Below are 19,552 nucleotides of genomic sequence, written 5' to 3' on the forward strand. Positions count from 1 at the left end.
TTCCTTTATGTTGTAATGCGAAAAGCTCATACTTTTTTTCAAAGGAGAGTATTGGAAAAACGTAAAAGTAAATTAGAACTCCATTGCTTTAGGAATAGGAGTATTAGTTCTTCATCAATGAGTGGATTATAATGTTGTAAAGATGTTCCTAATCTTTCTGCTTTTAATAGTGACCATCTTTTATTCTCACATCAGAAACTTGTACCCCGTTATTTTGCCGTCACAGGGACACCCTGAAAAATCGTGTTTCACAGAATGGTTTCACGAGAGAGGGTAATAAACAAGAAATCTTTTAGTGGTAGTGATCACATGTTCAAAGGAAAGTAATTACTATATTTATTGGAGTTTTTAAGTTCGCTACTGTGTATTGCGATCCTAAAGATAAACAGTATAAATTAGAATATGAAAGGATTCAGCGCTGATAAGCTCTGAATCCTTTGATCTTTTATTTGAAGCCTTTTTGCAATTCTATAGTTGGACAAACACGTCTAAATCAACGCTCGTTTCCTCCATTTTCCCATTGAAATCAAACATGTACAAAGTGCGACAATCGTGAATAATCCACCTACAGTAGCAGTCTGTTCAACGGATGACAGATCAATGACAATACCGCCTAATAAAGAACCGAATGCAATTCCAAGATGAACAGCTGAGTTATTTAGACTAATTTGAATATTGGATGTTTCGGGTGAAACGCCCATGAGGTAGCTTTGCATCGGAGGTGTAATCGCCCAGCTCATCATCCCCCAAATCACCAGAAGGATTAAAAACACGGGTAAGGCAAAGGTACTGTATGGAATTGTGAAAATCGCGACACCAAAAATGACAATAATGCTTAGGATCGTAGGCTTTTCACCATATCGGTCTGCTAATATCCCCCCTAAGGCTCCACCACTTAATGCAGAAATTCCGAAAATGAGATAGATGATACTGATCCAGGTTCCACCTAATCCTAAAGTTGTCTTTACAAAAGGTGTTAAATAGGCATATAACGTACTATGTCCTGCTAAGAGAATTACGGAAGTCAGTTGAGCGAATAACAGCCTATAATTTTTAAGAGATGCCAGTTGCTTTCCGAGAGATACCTGCGAGGTCGGAGCTACACTTCCCATGAAAAAAAAGATGCCAGCTATTGACAGAATGCTTAGGATAGAGATGAAAATAAACGGCGCTCTCCAGCCAAATGTATTCCCGAGTATTAATCCAAAGGGGATTCCCAATACAAGAGAGCCGCTAACACCCATGTTCACAATTCCAATCGCGCGGGCACGATATTGTGGATTTACAATATTCGCTGCCATGACGACACATAAAACGATCAGCAACGAACTACTTGCTGCCGAAATCATCCTCGAAATAAATAAAACGGAATAGGTAGGACTAAAAACAGCTATTAGGTTTCCAATTAAAAATACAAATAAAGTGACTAACGTTAAACGTTTCCGTTCGATCTTCGCCGTTAAAACGGATAAAATTGGTGCCGAAATGGCAAATGTTATAGAGAAAATTGTAATTAATAACCCGGCTTGTCCAAGACTAACGCCTAAATCCGTCGCGACTAAATCTAAAATACCCCCAATAATTAATTCGACCATCCCCACAACAAACGAGACAATCGTTAACAAATATACACGTTTATCCATATTTTGCACCTTTCTATGATGTAATCCAATTAGAATAATAGCCTTCTTTCTTAATGTATACAAGATATAAATCTCCGCCACAGTGACTGCCGGTTAACATCCCATTATTTTTGAGTTTCGATATGGATAAGTGAAAAGAGCCCATTAAATTTTTTTGAAGTAAAATGTTTGTTCATTAGCATAAACAAATCTAGATTGGTTGATTCTTATTCCCTATTGACTACTTACCGTTCCTATTTAACAATAACCTTTATGCAACAACCTATTAAAAACATCGGAAATAAGATAGAGGGGTATAAAACGTGGGAAGAATGGAACGAAGACAACATCGTAAATGGACCAAGAGGATTTGGAATCATTTCAACGATAAAAATAGAAAAGTGAAGATTTTAGCAGTGGGTTTAGGACTCGTCCTATGCGGTTTTCTTATCCTCAATATTTTCATTTGGACAAGGGATGTTAGTAAACTAGAAGATCCGACTCCACAGCCAACGATTATTTATGATCAAAATGGAGAAGTAGCTAGTAAGGTTGCCGTTTCAAATATTGAAGGTGTTCGTATGAATCAGATTCCAGAGCATGTAATTCAGGCTGTTATTGCAACAGAAGACCAGCAGTTTTATAAACACAAGGGAATTAATGTGATCGGAATTGTTCGGGCGTTGACTCAAAATCTACTAAGCGGTGACATAGTGGCAGGAGGAAGCACAATTACACAGCAGTTGGCAAAAAATGCCTTTTTAACACATGAACGTACGTATACACGGAAATTTAAAGAGCTTCTTCTGACGAAAAAAATTGAACAAACCTATTCTAAAGATGAAATCATGGAACGATACTTAAATCAGATTTATTTTGGTGAAGGAGCTTGGGGCATCCAGCGTGCCGCTCAAACTTACTTCGGCAAGGATGTTAGTGAATTAACGTTAGGTGAGTCGGCTATGCTCGCTGGATTGATTAAAGCCCCTTCCGTTCTGTCACCTTTTAAAAATATGGATCGATCCATTGAGCGGAGAAATCTTGTTTTATCCTTAATGGAAAAGGAAGGCTACATTAGTCAAAATGAAGTAGAAAAAGCAAAAGGACAACTTATTGTCTTAGAAGGTAAAAAGATTGATGAGTATAAAGGGAAGTTCCCTCATTATGTAGACCATATTATTGAGGAAGCGATAAAAAAATATGATCTTACAGAAAACGAGGTTCTATCAGGTGGACTTCATATTTATACAGAATTAAATCCTACTATCCAAAATGTCGTTGAACAGGTGTATAAGGACGACAAAATGTTTCCTGAAGGGCAACCGGACCAACCCATTCAAAGTGGGGCAATCTTTATCAACCCTTCAACGGGCGGAATCAGCGCACTGATTGGAGGAAGAGGGGAACATACTTTTCGTGGATTTAATCGTGCTACTCAATTAAAACGACAACCTGCGTCTACGATGAAACCGCTGGCTGCATATACACCTGCTCTCGAACAAGGGTATGACATATATGATCGGTTACAAGATTCACCGATCAATTTTGAAGGATATCAACCAATGAATTTTGACAAGCAATTCCGTGGAGAAGTTAGCATGTATGAAGCTGTGACAAACTCCTATAATGTCCCTCCAGTATGGTTATTGCAGAAAATGGGATTGAAATACGGAATCAATGCAGTGGAGCGTTTTGGGATTCCGTTAATGGAAGAGGATCATACGCTAGGTTTAGCACTTGGTGGTATGAATGAAGGAGTATCGCCTTTATTGATGGCTCAAGCGTTTTCTACATTCCCTAATGATGGCGTAATGGTAGAAGCACACTCGATTCAAAGAATTGAAGATGTAGAGGGGGAGGTTATTGCAAAGTGGCATAGCAATGCTACAAGAGTTACGACTCCCCAAGTGGCACAGAAAATAACCTATATGCTTAAAGGCGTTGTTGAAGAAGGTACAGCGATGAAAGCTCAAGTGGAGGGCTTAGAAGTAGCAGGGAAAACGGGTACATCAGAGCTTCCTTTTGAGAGGGTAGGAGGGTCAAAGGATCATTGGTTTGTCGGATATACTCCACAACTAGTTGGGGCTGTTTGGATGGGATATGACCAAACCGATGAAAATCATTATTTATTGGGAACCGGTGGCTCTACGGTTACAAGAATTATTAAAGCGGTTCTCTCAGAGTCTATTACGGAATTTTCCCAAAAAGAATTTGATTTATCTTTAATAGAAAAACAGCTTAAGGACCAGCGAATGGAAGAGGAAAAACAGAGGAAACAAGAGGAAGAGGAGAAGGCAAAACAAAAAGAAGAGGAGAAGAAGGGGCAAAAAGAAGAGCAGAAAAAACGAGAAAAAGAAGAGAAAGAAAGAGAAAAAGAGAAGAAAAAGAAACAAAAAGAAGAGAAGAAAAAGCAAAAAGAGGAGGAGAAGAAAGAAAAAGAAGAGAAAAAGAAACAGGAAGAATAAAAAAAGACACTCCATGTTTGAAATGTATCAAGGCTTCTAAAGTTACAATAAAGGTTGGGTTCTAAAGACATCATCGTACATCGATCTGCTACAACAGCCTATCTTTATTCAATATTGGGGCGCAATTGTTTAGCAAAACCAGCAAAAATGGCAAACTTTTATTTTAAAGCTAAAATAATGAATCCAATATAATTAAAAGTGTCCCCCTGGGACACTTTTTATCATGGTTTATGTAATACCGTACACTGGACCATCGATAGGAACCTTCTCTGAATAAGCCTATTTTATTACTTAACATGAACCTTTATTAAGTAGACCCCAACAGTCCTCTTATTTCAACATTTTTCTAATAGGAAATCTATTTACCAAATTCGGTCATAAAAAATGAACTTTGACAAAAGATAAACGATGGAACCTTATCCTTAGGGTAAAATTTTATATTCATACTCTACATAAAAGATATATCTTCATTTTAGGAGTTCAACTAATATGGAAATTTCGTTTTTCAAAAAAAGAAAAGCGTATAAACGACAAATAAATAACGAGATGCCCGACGAAGGGGCAAATCCTGAAAAGGGGACTTTTTTTTCGGGAGATTTACAGAACGATATACCCCATATCAACCAACTGTATTCATACCCAGAAAATATTGATTTCGTTTTACGGGAATTTACAATCCAAACGATAGGGAAAAAGGCCGCTCTGTTCTATATTCCATCATTGACGGATGAACAACTGATTGATGGAGGAATTATCAAACCATTAATCACAAAAGATAAAGACATTTTGGATGTGCCTTCATCTATAAGTGTAACGGCTGTCAGAGAAGAGAAAGAAGTAGAAAAAGCGATAAAGGATTTGAACACGGGGGATACCCTGTTAATGGTTGAGGGTCAAACACATGCTTATATCATAAAAACCGCAAAGGTAGCGGGTAGAAGCGTAGAAAAACCTCAAAATGAAACGACTTTATTGGGACCTAAGGAATCTTTTAATGAAAAAGCAGAGGTCAACATTTCGCTTATCCGAAAGAGAATTCGCAATGAAGACTTTATTGTAGAAAAGATGACCATAGGGGGACGCTCAAACAATGAAGTATTTATTATTTACAACAAAGAATTAGCAAGTGAGAAAGTCTTAGGTGAAGTAAAGGGAAGAATAAGGTCGATAAAAAAAGATGCTGTGCAAAATTTAAGCCTATTAATTCAACACATAGAGGATCGAAAAATTAGTTTAGTCCCAACGATTCTACAAACGGAGCGACCAGACCGTGCAGCATCTTTTATCGAGGATGGGCATGTCATCGTAATCATGAATAACTCTCCGTTTGCTTTGGTTACACCCGCCACTTTTTGGTCGTTTTATCATACGGCGGATGATCATTATTTACGATTTATCTATGGGAACGTTACTCGATTTTTACGTATTATTGCCATGTTTATCACCTTATTCACTCCTTCCATCTACATTGCCATTACCAATTACCATATGGAGATGCTCCCAACCGATCTATTATTGGCTATTGCAGGAGCGAGGGAAATGGTCCCGTTTCCGGCGATCTTAGAACTATTATTGCTAGAACTCGCCTTTGAACTCATACGAGAAGCTGGCTTACGAGTCCCAACACCTATTGGTCCGACAATTGGAATTGTTGGAGCGTTGATTTTAGGTCAAGCGGCCGTTGAAGCGAATGTGGTTAGTCCCATTGTCGTCATTATTGTTGCATTAACTGGGCTATCTTCTTTTGCCATAAGTGATGTGCATTTTAATTACATGGTAAGAACAGTACGGTTTGGCTTTCTCTTAGCAGCAGGCTTATTTGGTATATTCGGAATGATAGGGTGTTTTATGGTTTGTTTAATTTATCTGACCACCTTAAAAAGTTTCGGTGTCCCTTATCTCGCCCCACTTACACCAAATTACAAGTCTTCAGGGGATACGATATTCCGAAAAATATTGACAAATGAGCGATTAAGACCTGAATTCACAAAAACAAAGGATTTATCGAAAGATACCATTCGAACGAAGTGAAAAGGGGTGATGATGATTGGGTACACACGAAAAAGACCAAGTGGGGTTTAAAGAATTTTTTTCCATATTTGTAATCACAATCGGTACAAAGGCTACGGATATGAGTACGGTCCTACTTTTTAAAGATGGCCTAAACGCAGCATGGATGATAGTGCTTGGCTCTTTTTTACTGATCATACCATCTCTTCTCTTATTAAATAACGTCTTAAAAAAATATCAATGTAAAAATTTACTGGAGGTTACTAGACTAGCACTCGGGAAACCATTGGCTTTTGTTGTTGCTTTGGTCCTACTGTGTTTCACTTTACTCAATACTGCAACTGACTCTAGAAGTTATATGACTCAATTGATCACCATCAACTTTCCGAATACCCCCTTGTTCATTTTGTACCTATGCTTTTTAATTCTTTGTATGTGGGGAGCGAAGAAGGGATGGGAATCGGTGGGGGCGATTGCATGGTCAGTCCTTCCTTATCTACTATTAGCATTAAGTGTCTTATTATTTTTAATGCTAAAGGATGCCGTTTTTTATCGAATGTTCCCCTTATTTGGTACTGGAAAGTGGGAAATTGTTAAAGCCAGTTTTAATTACACCTCTTTATTTAGTGATGCGTTCATATTTGCTATGATGTATCCATTTGTGAAAAATCATCAAACCTATACAAGAGGTTTATATGCTTCTTTGTTATTTACGCTTGCCATTATGGTGGTATTGTATCTCTCGTACGTGTGGATATTTGACTATAGAAGCATAGAAAAGATTACCTATCCCTTTAATGAAGCGATTCGATTCGTCGCTATAGGAAAAACGATTACCAATATAGAGACTTTTTTTATTACGTTTTGGCTCGTAGCCGTTTTCGTCAAGTTTACGATTTACATTTATGTTGTATGTAAAATAGTTGGGTTTCTTTTTCAAATTAAAGAGTTTGAACATACTATTTTACCTATTACTGTGCTTATACTCGTCATCGCGATGATACCAGAAAACAATGAGGTCAATATGTTTGTTGTTAGAAGGTACACATTAACCCAATTTAAATATATCTTATTATTTTTACCTCCGATACTTTGGATCGTAACGAAAATAAAGGAGGGGCGGGCAAGATGAAAAAGATATGGTTTTCCTTTCTCACTTTCTCACTGATTTTTGTCCTTACAGGGTGTTGGGATAAAAAAGAGGTAGAGGAACGGTCTTATGTAGTAGCGATCGGCTTGGATCTTCCAGAAGGGGTGGATATCGAAAAAGAACAAGCCGTTGATGTCACCTTTCAATTTTCCAATCCTAAACTAAACATTAAAGGAGCATCCCCCTCTCCGGAGTCAGAAACAGAGGATGTGATCACGTTAACGGCACCCGACTTTGTAACAGCTAGAAACATGGCTAATTCATTTGTAACAAGGGAAATTTCATTTAGTCATAACAAAGTATTGATTATATCTGAGGAATTAGCAAAAACAGACATCTTTTTTCGACTCCTTAGTACCGCTGTTAAAGACAGGGAAGTACGAAGAGAAACGAACCTGATTGTGACAGAAGGAAAAGCTTCAGAATTTATTTCAAAAAATAAGCCTGAAATGATGGTAAGACCTCATCGATACTATCAATTTTTGATTGACCGTGCGACTGAAACCGGCTTAGTCCCCGAGTCGACACTAAATCGCTTTCTTGCGATTACAGACGGGGATGCGGACCTATTTCTAGCAATGTACGGATCCTCAAATGAAAATAATAATAGGAAGGGTTTTCAGGATGAAGACAAATATGTAGCGGGACAAGTACCAAAAAAGGGTGGGAATCCTGTACAGCTGATCGGTTCAGCCGTATTTAAGGAAGGGAAAATGATTGGGACATTGACAGGTGAAGAAACGAGAATTATGAGATTACTTGATAATACAACAAACAATAGAGATATGTTCTCAAGTTTTCCAGATCCATTGGACAAACGGTATAAAATCGGTGTGAGGATTCAAAAAACAGAAAAAACGAAAGTAAACATCAAGATGAAAAATGGACCTCCTAATATAGACGTGATCTATCCAGTTGAGATTAAAGTCATATCCGTTTCTAGTATGATTAACTATGGAACAGATTTGGAAAATCAAAAAAAGTTAAAAACAGCATTGGAAAGCAAAATGAAAGAGAATGCGGAAAACTTGATTAAAAAAACGCAAAAAGAATTTAAAACGGAGCCTTTCTATTGGTCGCTATACGCACGACCTTTATTTCAAACTGTCAAAGAATATGAGGAATGGGACTGGAACAAAAATTATCCTTTAGCTGATATTCATGTAACGATGGATATAGAGTTTACAGGCTTCGGTAAGCAATTAAAAGAGGCTAATATAGATAAGGTGCTTGATTAACGATGACCATTATATTCTGGACTGTCGTATTGGTTGGATCCGGTTATAGTTTTTGGTACGCCTATTATTTACTAAAAGACAAAAACAAACTAGGCTCATTCGGTATGACCTTAGTAGGTTTATTAATCGCTGCATTTTCCTTTTTGGTTAGATTAAAGTGAAACAGGGGGACGGTTCTCCCTGTTTCATTGTAGTTTGAAATGAAATACGAGAACTGGTCCGTGTTTATCCTTCGTCTCATATTTTAGGTATAATAATAGAAGATTAAGAAAGGAGGGAATACAATGTTCAAAAATGCTAGCGTGACGATTGTCGTAGATGATTTAAAAAAGGCAGAGCAATTTTATGTAGAAACGCTTGGATTTGAGGTTCAATTTCAAGTAGAAGGACATTTGATACAAGTAGAGGCACGCGGATTATCCATTGGTTTGGTGCATCCTCGTGAAGGACAAAATTCCTTTCCGGGGCAATCAGGGAGTGTACATATTGGATTAGAAGTACAAGATTTAGAGTCTGCCATCGAGTTGTTACAATCACGTGGTGTTGACTTCCAAGCGATTATGGAAGAAGAGGCAACCCGAATTGCATACTTCAGTGATCCTGAAGGCAATCCCCTTTACTTGATCGAGTTAAAATGAAACAAAGGGACGGTTCTCGCTGTTTCATAAAATCTTTTGAAACAATGAGAACCGTCCCCGTGTTGCACCCGTGTTTCTACTTTACTCCCAAATGGCTGAAGCCCATTCTGGGTGATCGATAAATGGATTACGATTATGTTGATATTGATTGTATATGATTTCGTTTCTTTCTCTTTCAAAATGATCAACCGGGTCTTCTTTATGCCACTGAAGTAATACAGATAATTTTCCATGATATGGGTTAGAACCATTATTAACAAGATTATTTAATTCTAAATCAGGTTCTCCACTGTCGCCTTCATAACGAACCGCCATGTAGAATAACATACGGGCTACATCACCTTTTACGCTATCCCGTGGCTCCCAAGAGTCTGAGTCATAATAGTTTCCGTCTGCTTCTGTATGTTCCCGACCCCCGTTATCAAAATCAAGATTGCTCCTTGAACTATTGACACTAGCATCTGTTGGACGCAAGTGTTGTAAGTCTGTTCCGGCACCCATGCTTGTCCCAAAATCTCCATGTGATTTGGCCCAAACATGTTCGCGATTCCAATCATCTGCACCAGAACCATTCGTATATTTTCCTTGTGACCGCCCCGTATAAAGGAGGATGACATTATTTGAATTACTAGGATCTTCATCGGTAACCCGAAGTGCATCCCATACGTTGGAATAAGATAGTTCTGTATGATCATCAATAATAGTATGCAGAGCTGTTTTTAAGGCTTCTCCTGTTTTTCCATATGCTGCATCATAATACCCATCCGTTGATGGAGCAGGGTCCGGCTGTGGCTCTGGATCAGGATTTGTTGTTTCTTCTTTTAGTATTTCAAATGCTGAACTATTTTTTAACCCAGCATGAGAAAAATAAGCCGTTAGCGTTCCAGTCACTTTTAGCTTTTCACCCATTAAAGAAGGATTCGAATGTAACCCATAAGATGAGCGAAAGGTAGAAGGGATTTGAACATAAATCATATTCACTGTATTCGTCTCTGTTGGATTATCAGCTAATGCTAGTGCATAATCATTGGGAAAATTGGTTTTAATCACTGTACTTGTTGAGATGGGTTGTCCAACCACATAACCTTGAACGGTTTTAAACGAATAAGTTTGATTGCTAATGGCTTGAGAAACAGAATAGGGTGATGACCATGATCCATCCCCAGTTGCTGCATTTGTTAAAGAAGCTTGTAAGGGTTGAAGTAAAAGAAAAACAATAAGTATGAGAGAAAACAACACCCTATTCTTTAGCGTTTTTTGCATACCTTTCTCCTCCTCGATCTGCTTTTATTTGATTAAACAGTAGGAGACTGTCCAACCTATCGAGGATATTATCGTATGATTATTAATATTCTGCCATCTTTTAATAAAAATACTGTAAACCTTTGTAATGAGACAAGGGGACAGCTAACTTTAGTGCATCGCAATAGCAGATTTTACGCCCTAATTTTGAGGTGCATTAAAACCCTTGTCCCATTTATTACTGATCTTTGTTAAAAAAGTCCCAAATAATCGATGCGGCGTCCGGACCTAGAGGGTCTGTATGTTCTCCGTTTTCACTACCTCCGGACCAGGCATGTTTCATTCCATGTACCTGCCATAATTCCAGTAAGGGAGTATTGTCTTTTCCATTATAGACATGTCTCGTATAGCTTCTTCCACCTTTAACGACGTCTACATGTAAAGAAGAGGGGGATAGCTTGACCTTGCCTTGTCCACCTTCTATACGGAAATGGGTTTGTGCCCATTGAATGATTAGCTGTTCCCCATTAATGGGATGTACTCTTGTATCACTAATTCCGTGGAAAACAATGACCGGCATTTTTTTAGACATGCCTGACTTTTCCATTTCACTAAAGGCAATGTCTCCGCATTCATAGGGATCGATTACCCCATTTATCAAAACATAGTCAGCATTTCTGGTCCATGGTTCCGTCCATAAATGAGTATTAACCGCATCGTAAGGTAAACCTGAACATATGGCAATTCCACTAAATCTATCTGGATAAGTAACTCCAAGAATACAAGCCATCGCTCCACCAGCAGACAAACCAGCGGCATAGACTTTTTCTCTATTGATATAAACACCATAATCCTTATTTAAAACCTTTTCCGCATCATCCATCATATCCACGATCATTTTCGGAAGCCCATTACCTCTATGTTGATTATAATCTAAAAACCAGTTCCAGCATCCATCGATATTGACTTCATGTGGATCATCGAAAGGATAATTATACCAGCGATCCATGGCTGGATAGAGGAGAATAACGTTTTCTTTTTCCGCGAGCAAATTCATTTTCGTTTCTTCTGCAAATTGATTCGGATCCTGTTTACATCCGTGCAGCATCACGATAACAGGAAGACTACTTCCTTTCGTCGCCCCTTTTGGAACAAATAGTTTATAACTATTTCCTTCATACCAATAATCCTTAAAATCACCCAACCCTTGTCCTCCTTTTATTCCACAATTAGGAAACTATTAAATTTATGTTACGGTAAACATTAAAAGCAGGAAAATTCAAAATATAATATAACACAAAGAGGGAAAAAGGGACAGGTTACAGTTTCCCAGTTGTTAGCGGAATTTTTCCATCGTTTATTTCTAGTTTAAAAAATAGAACAGAGTAGCCTGTTAAAGAAGACTCAAACTATTTCATGTATTTATCCTAATTGTAAAGATGCTATAATTTTTTTAATTTTTTATAGGAAAAATAGCTCGAATCTATTTACACTACCTCTTCTTTTTTTCCTACTTTATTCTCTCAATCTATTGATATCATTAGGTTTCACTGAATTCTACTAATTTTTACAATATTAAATCTATCAATGGCATTTTATTAACATTGGACAGGTATTCTGTAACTGTAATCTATAATGAAATAAAGAGGAGGAATGAAATTGAGCAAAGTGTTGAAACCCTTATTTTTCGTGGTAGCAAGTTTTCTAGTTTTGCTAAGTGGTTTGTTCCCGGGAGCGACAACTGGGTTCGCGGCAGAAAGCAAGGACCAGGTGGTGGATGTAAAAGCAATGACTTTTAATCTACGATACAAAAATAACAATGATCCATCACCACACACTTGGGACGAAAGAGTTCCTAGCATTAGAAGACTGATTAACATGGAGAAACCCGATATCATTGGGACACAAGAAGTGTTATTTACCCAACTACAAGATTTAGAAAATGTTTTACCTCAATATAACTGGGTAGGATTAGGTCGTGAAGGCGGAAATCGTGGAGAGTATTCTGCTATTTTTTATAAAGAAAGTGATTATCGTGTACTTGAGTATGATCATTTTTGGTTATCGGATACACCAGAAGTTATTGGTTCAAAAACATGGGGAAACAATATTCCAAGAATGGTGACTTGGGCTAAGTTTCTTGATAAAAAAAGCAATCAACCATTCTATTTCGTCAATACACACTTTGATCATCAATCCGCTAACGCAAGAGAAAAAAGTGCAGAATTAATTCTTGAAGTCACAAAGAAATTTGATCCAGAGTTACCGATTATTTTAACAGGCGATTTCAATGCTGGACCAAATAGTCTTCCACATCAAATTTTAACAAGTGATGGAGCATTCGATGATTTATGGGAAACTGCCCAAACAAGAATCAATGAAGACTTAGGCACATTTAATGGTTTCAATAATCCTACTGGTGGAGGACCTGACAGACGTATAGACTGGGTTCTCGGCAAAGGAAACCTTACAACGAATGAAATTGAGATCATTGACTATCAGAAGAATGGTCAATTTCCAAGTGACCATTTCCCAGTGATGGCTGACATCACCTTAACTTATAACAATTAATAGAAAAGTTTAAGCCAAGACCATTAATTTAGTTAGATGGTCTTTGCTTTTTTGAATAAAAGGGGAAGAGGGAGAGCTCCAATCTTATGATAAAAGTAGGAGCCTGGTCTGTTAGTATGAGATTTTGCGAGGGCAGGGTGAAATCTCTTTCTAAATATTTAAATAATAGGAGGGAAATAACATTGAAAAATAAACTAGAAATTGGATCACTGTTATTAAGAGCCGTCTTGGGTTTTACGTTCTTTATGCACGGGCTAGATAAATTCCAAGGTGGTCTTGAAAATTTTGCTGCTAGTTTTCCTTCCATGGGATTACCAAGCTTATTGGGATATGTCGTTGGAATCATTGAATTAGTAGGTGGGATCGCATTAATTTTAGGTCTTGGAACAAGAATTTTTTCTACTTTAATGGCTGTTATTATGCTTGGAGCGATTTTCTTTGTTAAATTAAGTAATGGCTTTATAGGTGGATATGAATTGGACGTCGTTTTAATGATCGTTGCGATCCATCTCATGTTAAACGGAAGCCATTTACTCGCCGTAGATTCTAAACTATTAAAACTAAAATCGATATTTTCCCGAAATGTTCGTGAAGAATACCTTGATAAAAATGAAGGAATTTCTTGAAACAGGGGGACGGTTCTCAGCGTTGCATTGCTCACAATCCATTTAAAAGTACTAGAACTGTCCCTATATTTTACCTAATTGCTCTATATGCTAATTTCACAACGAAATTTAATGAGACGTTTGCCCCTTTAAATTATGGTAAATTCAGAATCACTCACAATCAAGCAGCTTAGCTTCAATGTGAAATCGAAAACAACTAGAACAACTGAAATAGGGGGCAGTACTCCTGTTTGTTCAAGTCAATGTAGGAAATCGATAAAAACGATCTCTTAAATTCAAGGGCAAAAGAACAACATATTAGAATAGAGTAGAATTATCTCCTTCGTTTTCGACCGTTCTAACCACATTATATAGAAGAACCGCTTATTCAACAGAATAAACGGTTCTTTGAGCTAGTTTGTTTTTGGATTTTCCTTGTTGTCTTTATTGTTCTTTTCTCTATTGGGATTGTCTATATTTTTTTGATTGTTCCTATTGTTAGTTGGTTTCTGTTCTTGATGTACTTGTTTTTCCTTTTGTTTTTGCTCCTTTTCTTCCTGTTTACTTTCTTTTTGCTCCTCATTAAAAGAAGGGGAAGGAGGGGTGCTTTTCTCAGTTTGCTTTGGCTTTTCTTGCGGGCTATTCTTATCTTTTTGTTTAGCTTGTTCAGGGAGGGCGGTTGAATCATTTTTCTTATTCGGTTTCAATTCCTCTTTTTGTTCATACTCAATCTGAGTTTTTTCGGCCGGTTTTGGTGATTCAACGTTGGAATGATTTACTCTTTCTATTTTTTTCTTGTCCTCTTTGGAAGATTTCGCTTTAAATGAACCGGTTGTTACTCCTTTTTGCAACGCATCATTTCTGTCTTGTTCGGATGCCTCAACCACGATCAGATCCAAATCATCGTTAGCTATCTTTTTTTCAATAAATGCCATTTCATTTTGTAGACTTTGATCTTGCTCTTTTGATTGTTCTTTGATAATAACAGTCGAAAGTACAACCTCATGATGATTTTCAGTATATCCTTGTTTTTTCATTTCATTCAAGATGGAAAGGGTAACTTCGTCAACGTCTTTCCGCTTCCAATCAGAGAGCGCATGAATGATTTTTTCTCCGTCATCATTGTAGGGGGTGAGTTCAATTACTTCTAATTCTTTGTTTAAACTAAGTTCAATACTAGGGTTCACATCGATCGACATGTACGCATACACTTGATGCGATTGATAGATAGGAAGAAGAGATAAGAGAATTAACGCAAAAGCGCAAGCCGAGAGTGCGATCTTTCCGGGTAAGGAGAAAATCATTCGTTTCTTCTTCTTTTCTTCTACAGGCCAAAAGGATACTTCCTGACCAATTTGGTAGGATTGGTTTCGCTTTTGAGCTTTTAGAAATTCGCCCTCTGGGGTAAGAATGGTTAAGAAATCTCTATTAATTTCCATGATAATCCCATTTCTCATGAATCTAAAACCCCCTTTATATAATCCTTTAAAAATATAAAATCTCCGATAAAAATGATCGTCATAGCCATAATATATTTTCGATTTCTTTCTATTGTTTTTCGACTGATGTCTACTTTGGTTTCAAGTTGTTTAATCGGTAATTTTCTCTTTGTTAAAAATATCTCTTTCAGGTCGTCATGTTTCGCGATTATTTCAGCCACGGTCATCGCGTTTTTCCTAGCATCTGCATGCTTCGGTGATTGTTGAAGTAAATCTGAAAAGGAAATACCGTATTGATTAAGTTCTTCAGTATATTTATGGATTTCTTCTTTCCTTAATTCGTCGTCTGTTTTTTTCTTATATGCTTCAATCGACAGTTTGTCATCAATCGAAGTGCTGGCAAATTCTCCATCCTCAAAAGAGTGTTCGATATCAAAACTGACATTTTTTGTTTTGGATTGCGTTCGAATATAATCAATCACTTTTCGTTTGATTAATGTTTCAGCAAAACGAAGGAGAGAGCTTCCGTTTTCAACATTATATTTTTGAATCGCTTCATTAAATGCAATAAGACCAATGCTAAATTCGTCATCTGTTTCATGTATGTATCTTTTGCAAACCGAAGAAACCGTTTTTGCTATAAAAGGCTTGTATGAATGAATCAGTTCGTTTTGAAGCTTTACATTTCCTTGTTGGATTAAATAGACGTTTTCTTCAAGAGAGAACTTTTTCTTTCTGTTTAATTTGAATTTTAATCCCAGCATAGCCTCACCTCTAGTCAGGAAACATTATAGCATAATAATTTAGGTAGTTTGGCTATTTTTTTAAAGGGAAAAAGGCCCATTTTGGAGCCTTTTTCTATTTCCGAGTACATGGTCCTTACTCATTTCCTTTATTTGGTTTTCCTTTTTCTTGACCATTTCCTTTTTCAGCATTTCTTTGTTCTTTAGCAGCTTGATTTTCTGCTTGTTTCTGTGCTTTTGCTTCTTCTTTTTGTGCTTGACGTTCTTGTTGTACCTCTCGCTTAACAGCTTGGCGTTCTTGTTTTACCTCTGCTTTTTCTTGGACCTTTTGCTCTTTTACTACTTTTTCTTGTTGGACTTCCGGTGTTTCAGTATTTTGTACGTTTGCTGCAGGTACTACAGTTGTGTTAGTTTCCTCAGTTTCTACCGGAGTGGTTACATCTGTATTTTCTTCTTCATCAGTCTCTACATCGTTCGTTGGTTCTTCTTCAACAGGGTTTGCTTTATTTGCTTGTTTCGCTTCTTTTTTTGCTAACTTCTCAGCAAGTTTTAGCTTACTTTTTTCGATATTTTTGAGTAGAGCTGCTTTTGCTTTTTTATTTGTTATTTTATCATAATTTTTTTGAAGCGAAATGATATTCTGTGCATTGATTTCTTTCACTTTTTCTACTTCTTCATTTGTTCCTTCGGCATCACCTTCAGTTACTTCTTCACCATTTTCTTCTGTTACAGTTTCTTCATTCGTGGTTTCTTCTTCGTTCGTAGTTGTATCTTCACCAATGATCTCCTCAGAGTCTTGTAACTGTTGAAGGGCTTTTTCTAATGCTTTTAAGGCTTCTGATTCATTGCCTTCTGCAAAAAGAGCTTCAGCTTCTGCTAAACGTTCTGCCGTAAAGGTAGCTAGTAGTTCAGCCTCTTTCACATCATCAAAAGTAAAAGCTAATTGTATTTTTTCAAATGCCGTCTTTAGAAAATAAAATATATCTCCTGGCAATAAAGATGGAGCTTCAACTTCTTGATCTTCGCCTTGCTCGTCTTCGTTTTCAGTAGTTTCCTCAGTTTCAGTATTTTCTTCTGTTGGGTTAGCTGATTCATCGATTTCTTCTGAAAGATCGTCAGTTGCTTGTACATCATTATCTGTAGTTGTAGTCACATCGTCCGTTGTTTCAGGAACCGTAATGGTGTCTTCAACTTCTGTAGAAGGGAAGTTTGCTAAATCAACATTAGGTTGTTCTTCTACTGCTTCACTTTCGTTTGCATATACAGCGGAAGCCGAGAACATAAACGTTCCTGCTAATGCTGCTGCAAAACTTTTTTTTGCTAGTTTACTAGATAATTTTTTCACAAATATTCACCTCATCAAGTTTTTCAAAGCGGCCGCTTGCTCATTCATTATACGAATACGGATCGGGTGAAACGTTTATGGGGGTCGAAAAATTATTTTTGAAACAGGGGACGGTTCTCTTTGTTTCATATGCACAAAATTTTTTGAAACACGGAGAACCGTCCCCCTGTTTCAAAGGGAGTGAAAACTAAAAAACGGGTACATAATAAATAGTTGAAGTAAACAGGAGGTAATGTTTTATGATGAATCAGGTGATTGGCGTTTACGAAAATGAACAACAAGCGGCTATAGTGGTTGAAGATTTGAAAGGGAAGGGCTATACAACGGAGGAAATTTCTGTTATAGCTAAAAATACTAAAGAACGATCTGAAATTATCACAGAGGAAGTAGAGCCTTCCACTATGGATGGAGCCGTTGCTGGAGCTGCGACTGGAGCAGCTATTGGTATTGCGGGCGTGATAGCTGGGTTATCCACTTTATTGATTCCTGGATTTGGTGCTGTGTTGGCTGCTGGTCCGATTATTACAACGATTGGAGGAGCAGTCGTAGGGGCCAGTTCTGGTGCTGGCGGTTTGAAGCCTGCTCTAATGGAAATGGGGGTGCCAGAGGATGAAGCTGAACGTTATGCAGATGACGTTCAGGAAGGTAAAATTTTGGTATTACTTCATACTAAAGAGTGAAACAGGGGGACGGTTCTCACGTTTGATTACAAGAGAACCGTTCCCATGTTTTCCCGTGTTTCACACAGTCTAGATTTATCTCCGTCGTTTCCGCTCATTCGACTTCTTTATTTTCATTATTTTAGTAGCAGGTTGTTTTCGTATCCATTTTAAAAAGCGTGATAGTTGGGGATCGTCCTTTAATTTAGGGATAGCGGATAATCGCACTGCAATTTCCTCATTTGTGTAAAGCGCATGGATTTGTTTATGGCAGGGGATACATAAGTTAGCCGTAGCACCAAATGTACCACCCATTTCCTTTGGCAATAGGTGATGGACCGTCGTATCAACATCCTCGCGCTCACAAAGTTCACATGTACTCATCGTATCCTCCTGACCATTTAATTGACATCTCTATTTTTGCCTGATTTATTTTCAAATCTTATGGCATCTAATTTCTCGTCATTATAGTTAAATTTTCCACTTCTCATGCAATAGCTGCTCAATTGGTTGTATCTCTTTAAGCTGTGCATGTAGATTGATACAATAATGTATTCAATTTTTATTTTTATCTTATTCTGTTCCAGATTCTGTTTAAATCTAAGGGGACATAGATTTTATCACCATGAATTTCCTTATGTATTATAGGGTTTTTAAAACTCCTCTCTAAACTCTCATAAATATTCTTTCGTCTAGCTCGTGGTTTTGACCCTAAAACAATTTCGATATAATCTTTATACATCCGAATTTCTCCTTTTAATATAAACATCTCAATTTTCTATTTCCAAAATATAAAGCATATCAGTACATATTTCTAAACGAGAATAAATCCCTATATATAGAATAACAACCTTTAGCCCCTCAAAACTCCCAGTAACCTACTTATCGGTAAAAAAACTAGTAGATTTTCACCACTCTTTCTCTCACAGCATTTTTCTTCAAAATATATTTTTACCAAATACTTTAAAATATTTCATATTTAAATTTTTAAATATTTATTTTCTAAAACATGAATAAAAGGGTGTATATTTAGCATTCTATAGAGGTAAAAAAAAAAGGAGGCGTTATTCATGACTGTAATAAATGATGTTAAAACTACTCTGGCAGGTTTGAAAAGTGCTCAAGCAAGTTTTGAAACATTTGCTCTTAGTACAGATAATCAACAAGCTAAGCAACTATATCAAGATGCTGCCAAACAAACTCAATCTGTTATTGACAGTATTCAACCACGTGTTCAACAAATTGAAGAAGAAGAACCTCAGTACAAACAACAATAATGGGCTGGTGAAAAGGTTGGTTAAGAGGCCAACCTTTTTTAAGCCTTCATAAGGTGGTAAAACATGGGGGTGATTTCATGAACAACAAAATACTCAAATGGCCAACTTTTCTTTTGTTTTTGATCATCATGAGTTTAGGAACTGGTTGTACCGATAACCAGAAACAAATAGGGGAGAATCAAAATTCAAACATTTCTAAAGTACATACAAATAAGGCAAGTGATCAATCCGTTGCCAATCACGCAAAAGAAAAAATCATCACAAAGGAAGAAATTTCAAATGTAAAGGCTGTGAATGTAGATAAGGAACTTGTAGTAGCAATAAAAGTAGAAAACTTCAACCGTTTCCGATTAAAAAATATCGAGAAGTCAGTGAAATCTGACTTAGAAAAAAAGTATCCAGATCATCATGTTTTTGTTTCGGCTGATAAAAAAATGTTCTGGGAACTTGAAAAAATAGAACAAAGGTTACAAAAAGACAATCCGAAAAAGAAAAACGTAAAAAAGGATTTGGATAAACTGAAAAATCTTATGAAGGAACAAACCTAA

At 37.0% G+C, this 19,552-nt stretch carries 17 protein-coding genes; 10 read left to right on the forward strand and 7 right to left on the reverse strand.

The window, feature by feature from the left end; genetic code table 11:
- Nucleotides 1-488: 488 nt before the first annotated feature.
- Nucleotides 489-1,643: an MFS transporter gene (locus tag Q5760_RS11470; RefSeq protein ID WP_428912553.1), complete on the reverse strand. Its 1,155-nt coding sequence runs from the start codon at nt 1,641-1,643 to the stop codon at nt 489-491.
- Nucleotides 1,644-1,954: 311 nt separating this feature from the next.
- Between Q5760_RS11470 and Q5760_RS11475 the strand changes: the two genes are divergently transcribed.
- From Q5760_RS11475 to Q5760_RS11495, 5 genes are all read left to right on the forward strand, one after another.
- Nucleotides 1,955-4,087, forward strand: coding sequence for a transglycosylase domain-containing protein (locus Q5760_RS11475; RefSeq protein WP_428912291.1), 2,133 nt, complete (start codon nt 1,955-1,957; stop codon nt 4,085-4,087).
- 489 nt (nt 4,088-4,576) lie between these two features.
- The gene (locus tag Q5760_RS11480) at nt 4,577-6,118 is read left to right on the forward strand and encodes a spore germination protein (RefSeq protein ID WP_428912292.1); all 1,542 of its coding nucleotides are present in this window, start codon (nt 4,577-4,579) and stop codon (nt 6,116-6,118) included.
- 16 nt (nt 6,119-6,134) lie between these two features.
- Nucleotides 6,135-7,229, forward strand: coding sequence for a GerAB/ArcD/ProY family transporter (locus Q5760_RS11485; protein WP_428912293.1), 1,095 nt, complete (start codon nt 6,135-6,137; stop codon nt 7,227-7,229).
- Entirely contained in the window at nt 7,226-8,485 is a 1,260-nt protein-coding gene (locus tag Q5760_RS11490; protein ID WP_428912294.1) for a Ger(x)C family spore germination protein, read from the forward strand. Before Q5760_RS11485 ends, Q5760_RS11490 begins: the two co-directional genes overlap by 4 nt.
- Before the next feature lie 284 nt (nt 8,486-8,769).
- Nucleotides 8,770-9,123: a VOC family protein gene (locus Q5760_RS11495; protein WP_428912295.1), complete on the forward strand. Its 354-nt coding sequence runs from the start codon at nt 8,770-8,772 to the stop codon at nt 9,121-9,123.
- A gap of 81 nt (nt 9,124-9,204) precedes the next feature.
- Here the strand turns inward: Q5760_RS11495 and Q5760_RS11500 are convergent, their stop codons facing one another.
- Entirely contained in the window at nt 9,205-10,386 is a 1,182-nt protein-coding gene (locus tag Q5760_RS11500; RefSeq protein ID WP_428912296.1) for an endonuclease, read from the reverse strand.
- Nucleotides 10,387-10,603: 217 nt separating this feature from the next.
- On the reverse strand, nt 10,604-11,569 hold the full coding sequence (locus Q5760_RS11505; protein ID WP_428912297.1) for an extracellular catalytic domain type 1 short-chain-length polyhydroxyalkanoate depolymerase: 966 nt from the start codon (nt 11,567-11,569) through the stop codon (nt 10,604-10,606).
- 449 nt (nt 11,570-12,018) lie between these two features.
- Between Q5760_RS11505 and Q5760_RS11510 the strand changes: the two genes are divergently transcribed.
- Entirely contained in the window at nt 12,019-12,936 is a 918-nt protein-coding gene (locus tag Q5760_RS11510; RefSeq protein WP_428912298.1) for an endonuclease/exonuclease/phosphatase family protein, read from the forward strand.
- 182 nt (nt 12,937-13,118) lie between these two features.
- Nucleotides 13,119-13,562, forward strand: a complete 444-nt coding sequence (locus Q5760_RS11515; RefSeq protein WP_428912299.1) for a DoxX family protein — start codon at nt 13,119-13,121, stop codon at nt 13,560-13,562.
- 392 nt (nt 13,563-13,954) lie between these two features.
- On the opposite strand, the gene Q5760_RS11520 is transcribed toward Q5760_RS11515, so the two are convergent.
- From Q5760_RS11520 to Q5760_RS11530, 3 genes are all read right to left on the reverse strand, one after another.
- Nucleotides 13,955-14,998: an anti-sigma factor domain-containing protein gene (locus Q5760_RS11520; protein WP_428912300.1), complete on the reverse strand. Its 1,044-nt coding sequence runs from the start codon at nt 14,996-14,998 to the stop codon at nt 13,955-13,957.
- Complete coding sequence (gene sigI / locus Q5760_RS11525; protein ID WP_428912301.1) at nt 14,995-15,744, reverse strand: RNA polymerase sigma factor SigI; 750 nt, start codon at nt 15,742-15,744, stop codon at nt 14,995-14,997. Before sigI ends, Q5760_RS11520 begins: the two co-directional genes overlap by 4 nt.
- 115 nt (nt 15,745-15,859) lie before the next feature.
- Complete coding sequence (locus Q5760_RS11530) at nt 15,860-17,068, reverse strand: DUF5667 domain-containing protein (protein WP_428912302.1); 1,209 nt, start codon at nt 17,066-17,068, stop codon at nt 15,860-15,862.
- Between the two features lie 239 nt (nt 17,069-17,307).
- On the opposite strand from Q5760_RS11530, the gene Q5760_RS11535 reads away from it, so the two are divergent.
- Nucleotides 17,308-17,748 carry a general stress protein gene (locus Q5760_RS11535; RefSeq protein ID WP_428912303.1) on the forward strand — a complete coding sequence of 147 codons (441 nt, stop codon included), beginning with the start codon at nt 17,308-17,310 and terminating at the stop codon, nt 17,746-17,748.
- A 75-nt stretch (nt 17,749-17,823) separates the two neighbouring features.
- Here Q5760_RS11535 and Q5760_RS11540 read toward each other — a convergent pair whose 3' ends face one another.
- Nucleotides 17,824-18,111: an HNH endonuclease gene (locus tag Q5760_RS11540; protein ID WP_428912304.1), complete on the reverse strand. Its 288-nt coding sequence runs from the start codon at nt 18,109-18,111 to the stop codon at nt 17,824-17,826.
- Between the two features lie 686 nt (nt 18,112-18,797).
- Here Q5760_RS11540 and Q5760_RS11545 point away from each other — a divergent pair.
- Both Q5760_RS11545 and Q5760_RS11550 read left to right on the forward strand, forming a co-directional pair.
- Nucleotides 18,798-19,004 carry a DUF1657 domain-containing protein gene (locus tag Q5760_RS11545; protein ID WP_428912305.1) on the forward strand — a complete coding sequence of 69 codons (207 nt, stop codon included), beginning with the start codon at nt 18,798-18,800 and terminating at the stop codon, nt 19,002-19,004.
- Between the two features lie 77 nt (nt 19,005-19,081).
- Nucleotides 19,082-19,552 (forward strand): YhcN/YlaJ family sporulation lipoprotein, encoded by a 471-nt coding sequence (locus tag Q5760_RS11550; protein WP_428912306.1) that lies wholly within the window; start codon nt 19,082-19,084, stop codon nt 19,550-19,552.

Origin of the sequence: Niallia sp. Kr1 (genome assembly GCF_050389805.1) — a bacterium.
Classification (GTDB): domain Bacteria; phylum Bacillota; class Bacilli; order Bacillales; family Cytobacillaceae; genus Bacillus_BD.

Bases quoted from the DNA above. Each gene is read 5' to 3' on its own strand.
- Q5760_RS11470 (WP_428912553.1), bottom strand. From the start codon at position 1,643: ATGGATAAACGTGTATATTTGTTAACGATTGTCTCGTTTGTTGTGGGG.
- Q5760_RS11475 (WP_428912291.1), top strand. From the start codon at position 1,955: ATGGAACGAAGACAACATCGTAAATGGACCAAGAGGATTTGGAATCAT.
- Q5760_RS11480 (WP_428912292.1), top strand. From the start codon at position 4,577: ATGGAAATTTCGTTTTTCAAAAAAAGAAAAGCGTATAAACGACAAATA.
- Q5760_RS11490 (WP_428912294.1), top strand. From the start codon at position 7,226: ATGAAAAAGATATGGTTTTCCTTTCTCACTTTCTCACTGATTTTTGTC.
- Q5760_RS11495 (WP_428912295.1), top strand. From the start codon at position 8,770: ATGTTCAAAAATGCTAGCGTGACGATTGTCGTAGATGATTTAAAAAAG.
- Q5760_RS11500 (WP_428912296.1), bottom strand. From the start codon at position 10,386: ATGCAAAAAACGCTAAAGAATAGGGTGTTGTTTTCTCTCATACTTATT.
- Q5760_RS11510 (WP_428912298.1), top strand. From the start codon at position 12,019: ATGAAATTGAGCAAAGTGTTGAAACCCTTATTTTTCGTGGTAGCAAGT.
- Q5760_RS11520 (WP_428912300.1), bottom strand. From the start codon at position 14,998: ATGAGAAATGGGATTATCATGGAAATTAATAGAGATTTCTTAACCATT.
- sigI (WP_428912301.1), bottom strand. From the start codon at position 15,744: ATGCTGGGATTAAAATTCAAATTAAACAGAAAGAAAAAGTTCTCTCTT.
- Q5760_RS11535 (WP_428912303.1), top strand. From the start codon at position 17,308: ATGATGAATCAGGTGATTGGCGTTTACGAAAATGAACAACAAGCGGCT.
- Q5760_RS11540 (WP_428912304.1), bottom strand. From the start codon at position 18,111: ATGAGTACATGTGAACTTTGTGAGCGCGAGGATGTTGATACGACGGTC.
- Q5760_RS11545 (WP_428912305.1), top strand. From the start codon at position 18,798: ATGACTGTAATAAATGATGTTAAAACTACTCTGGCAGGTTTGAAAAGT.
- Q5760_RS11550 (WP_428912306.1), top strand. From the start codon at position 19,082: ATGAACAACAAAATACTCAAATGGCCAACTTTTCTTTTGTTTTTGATC.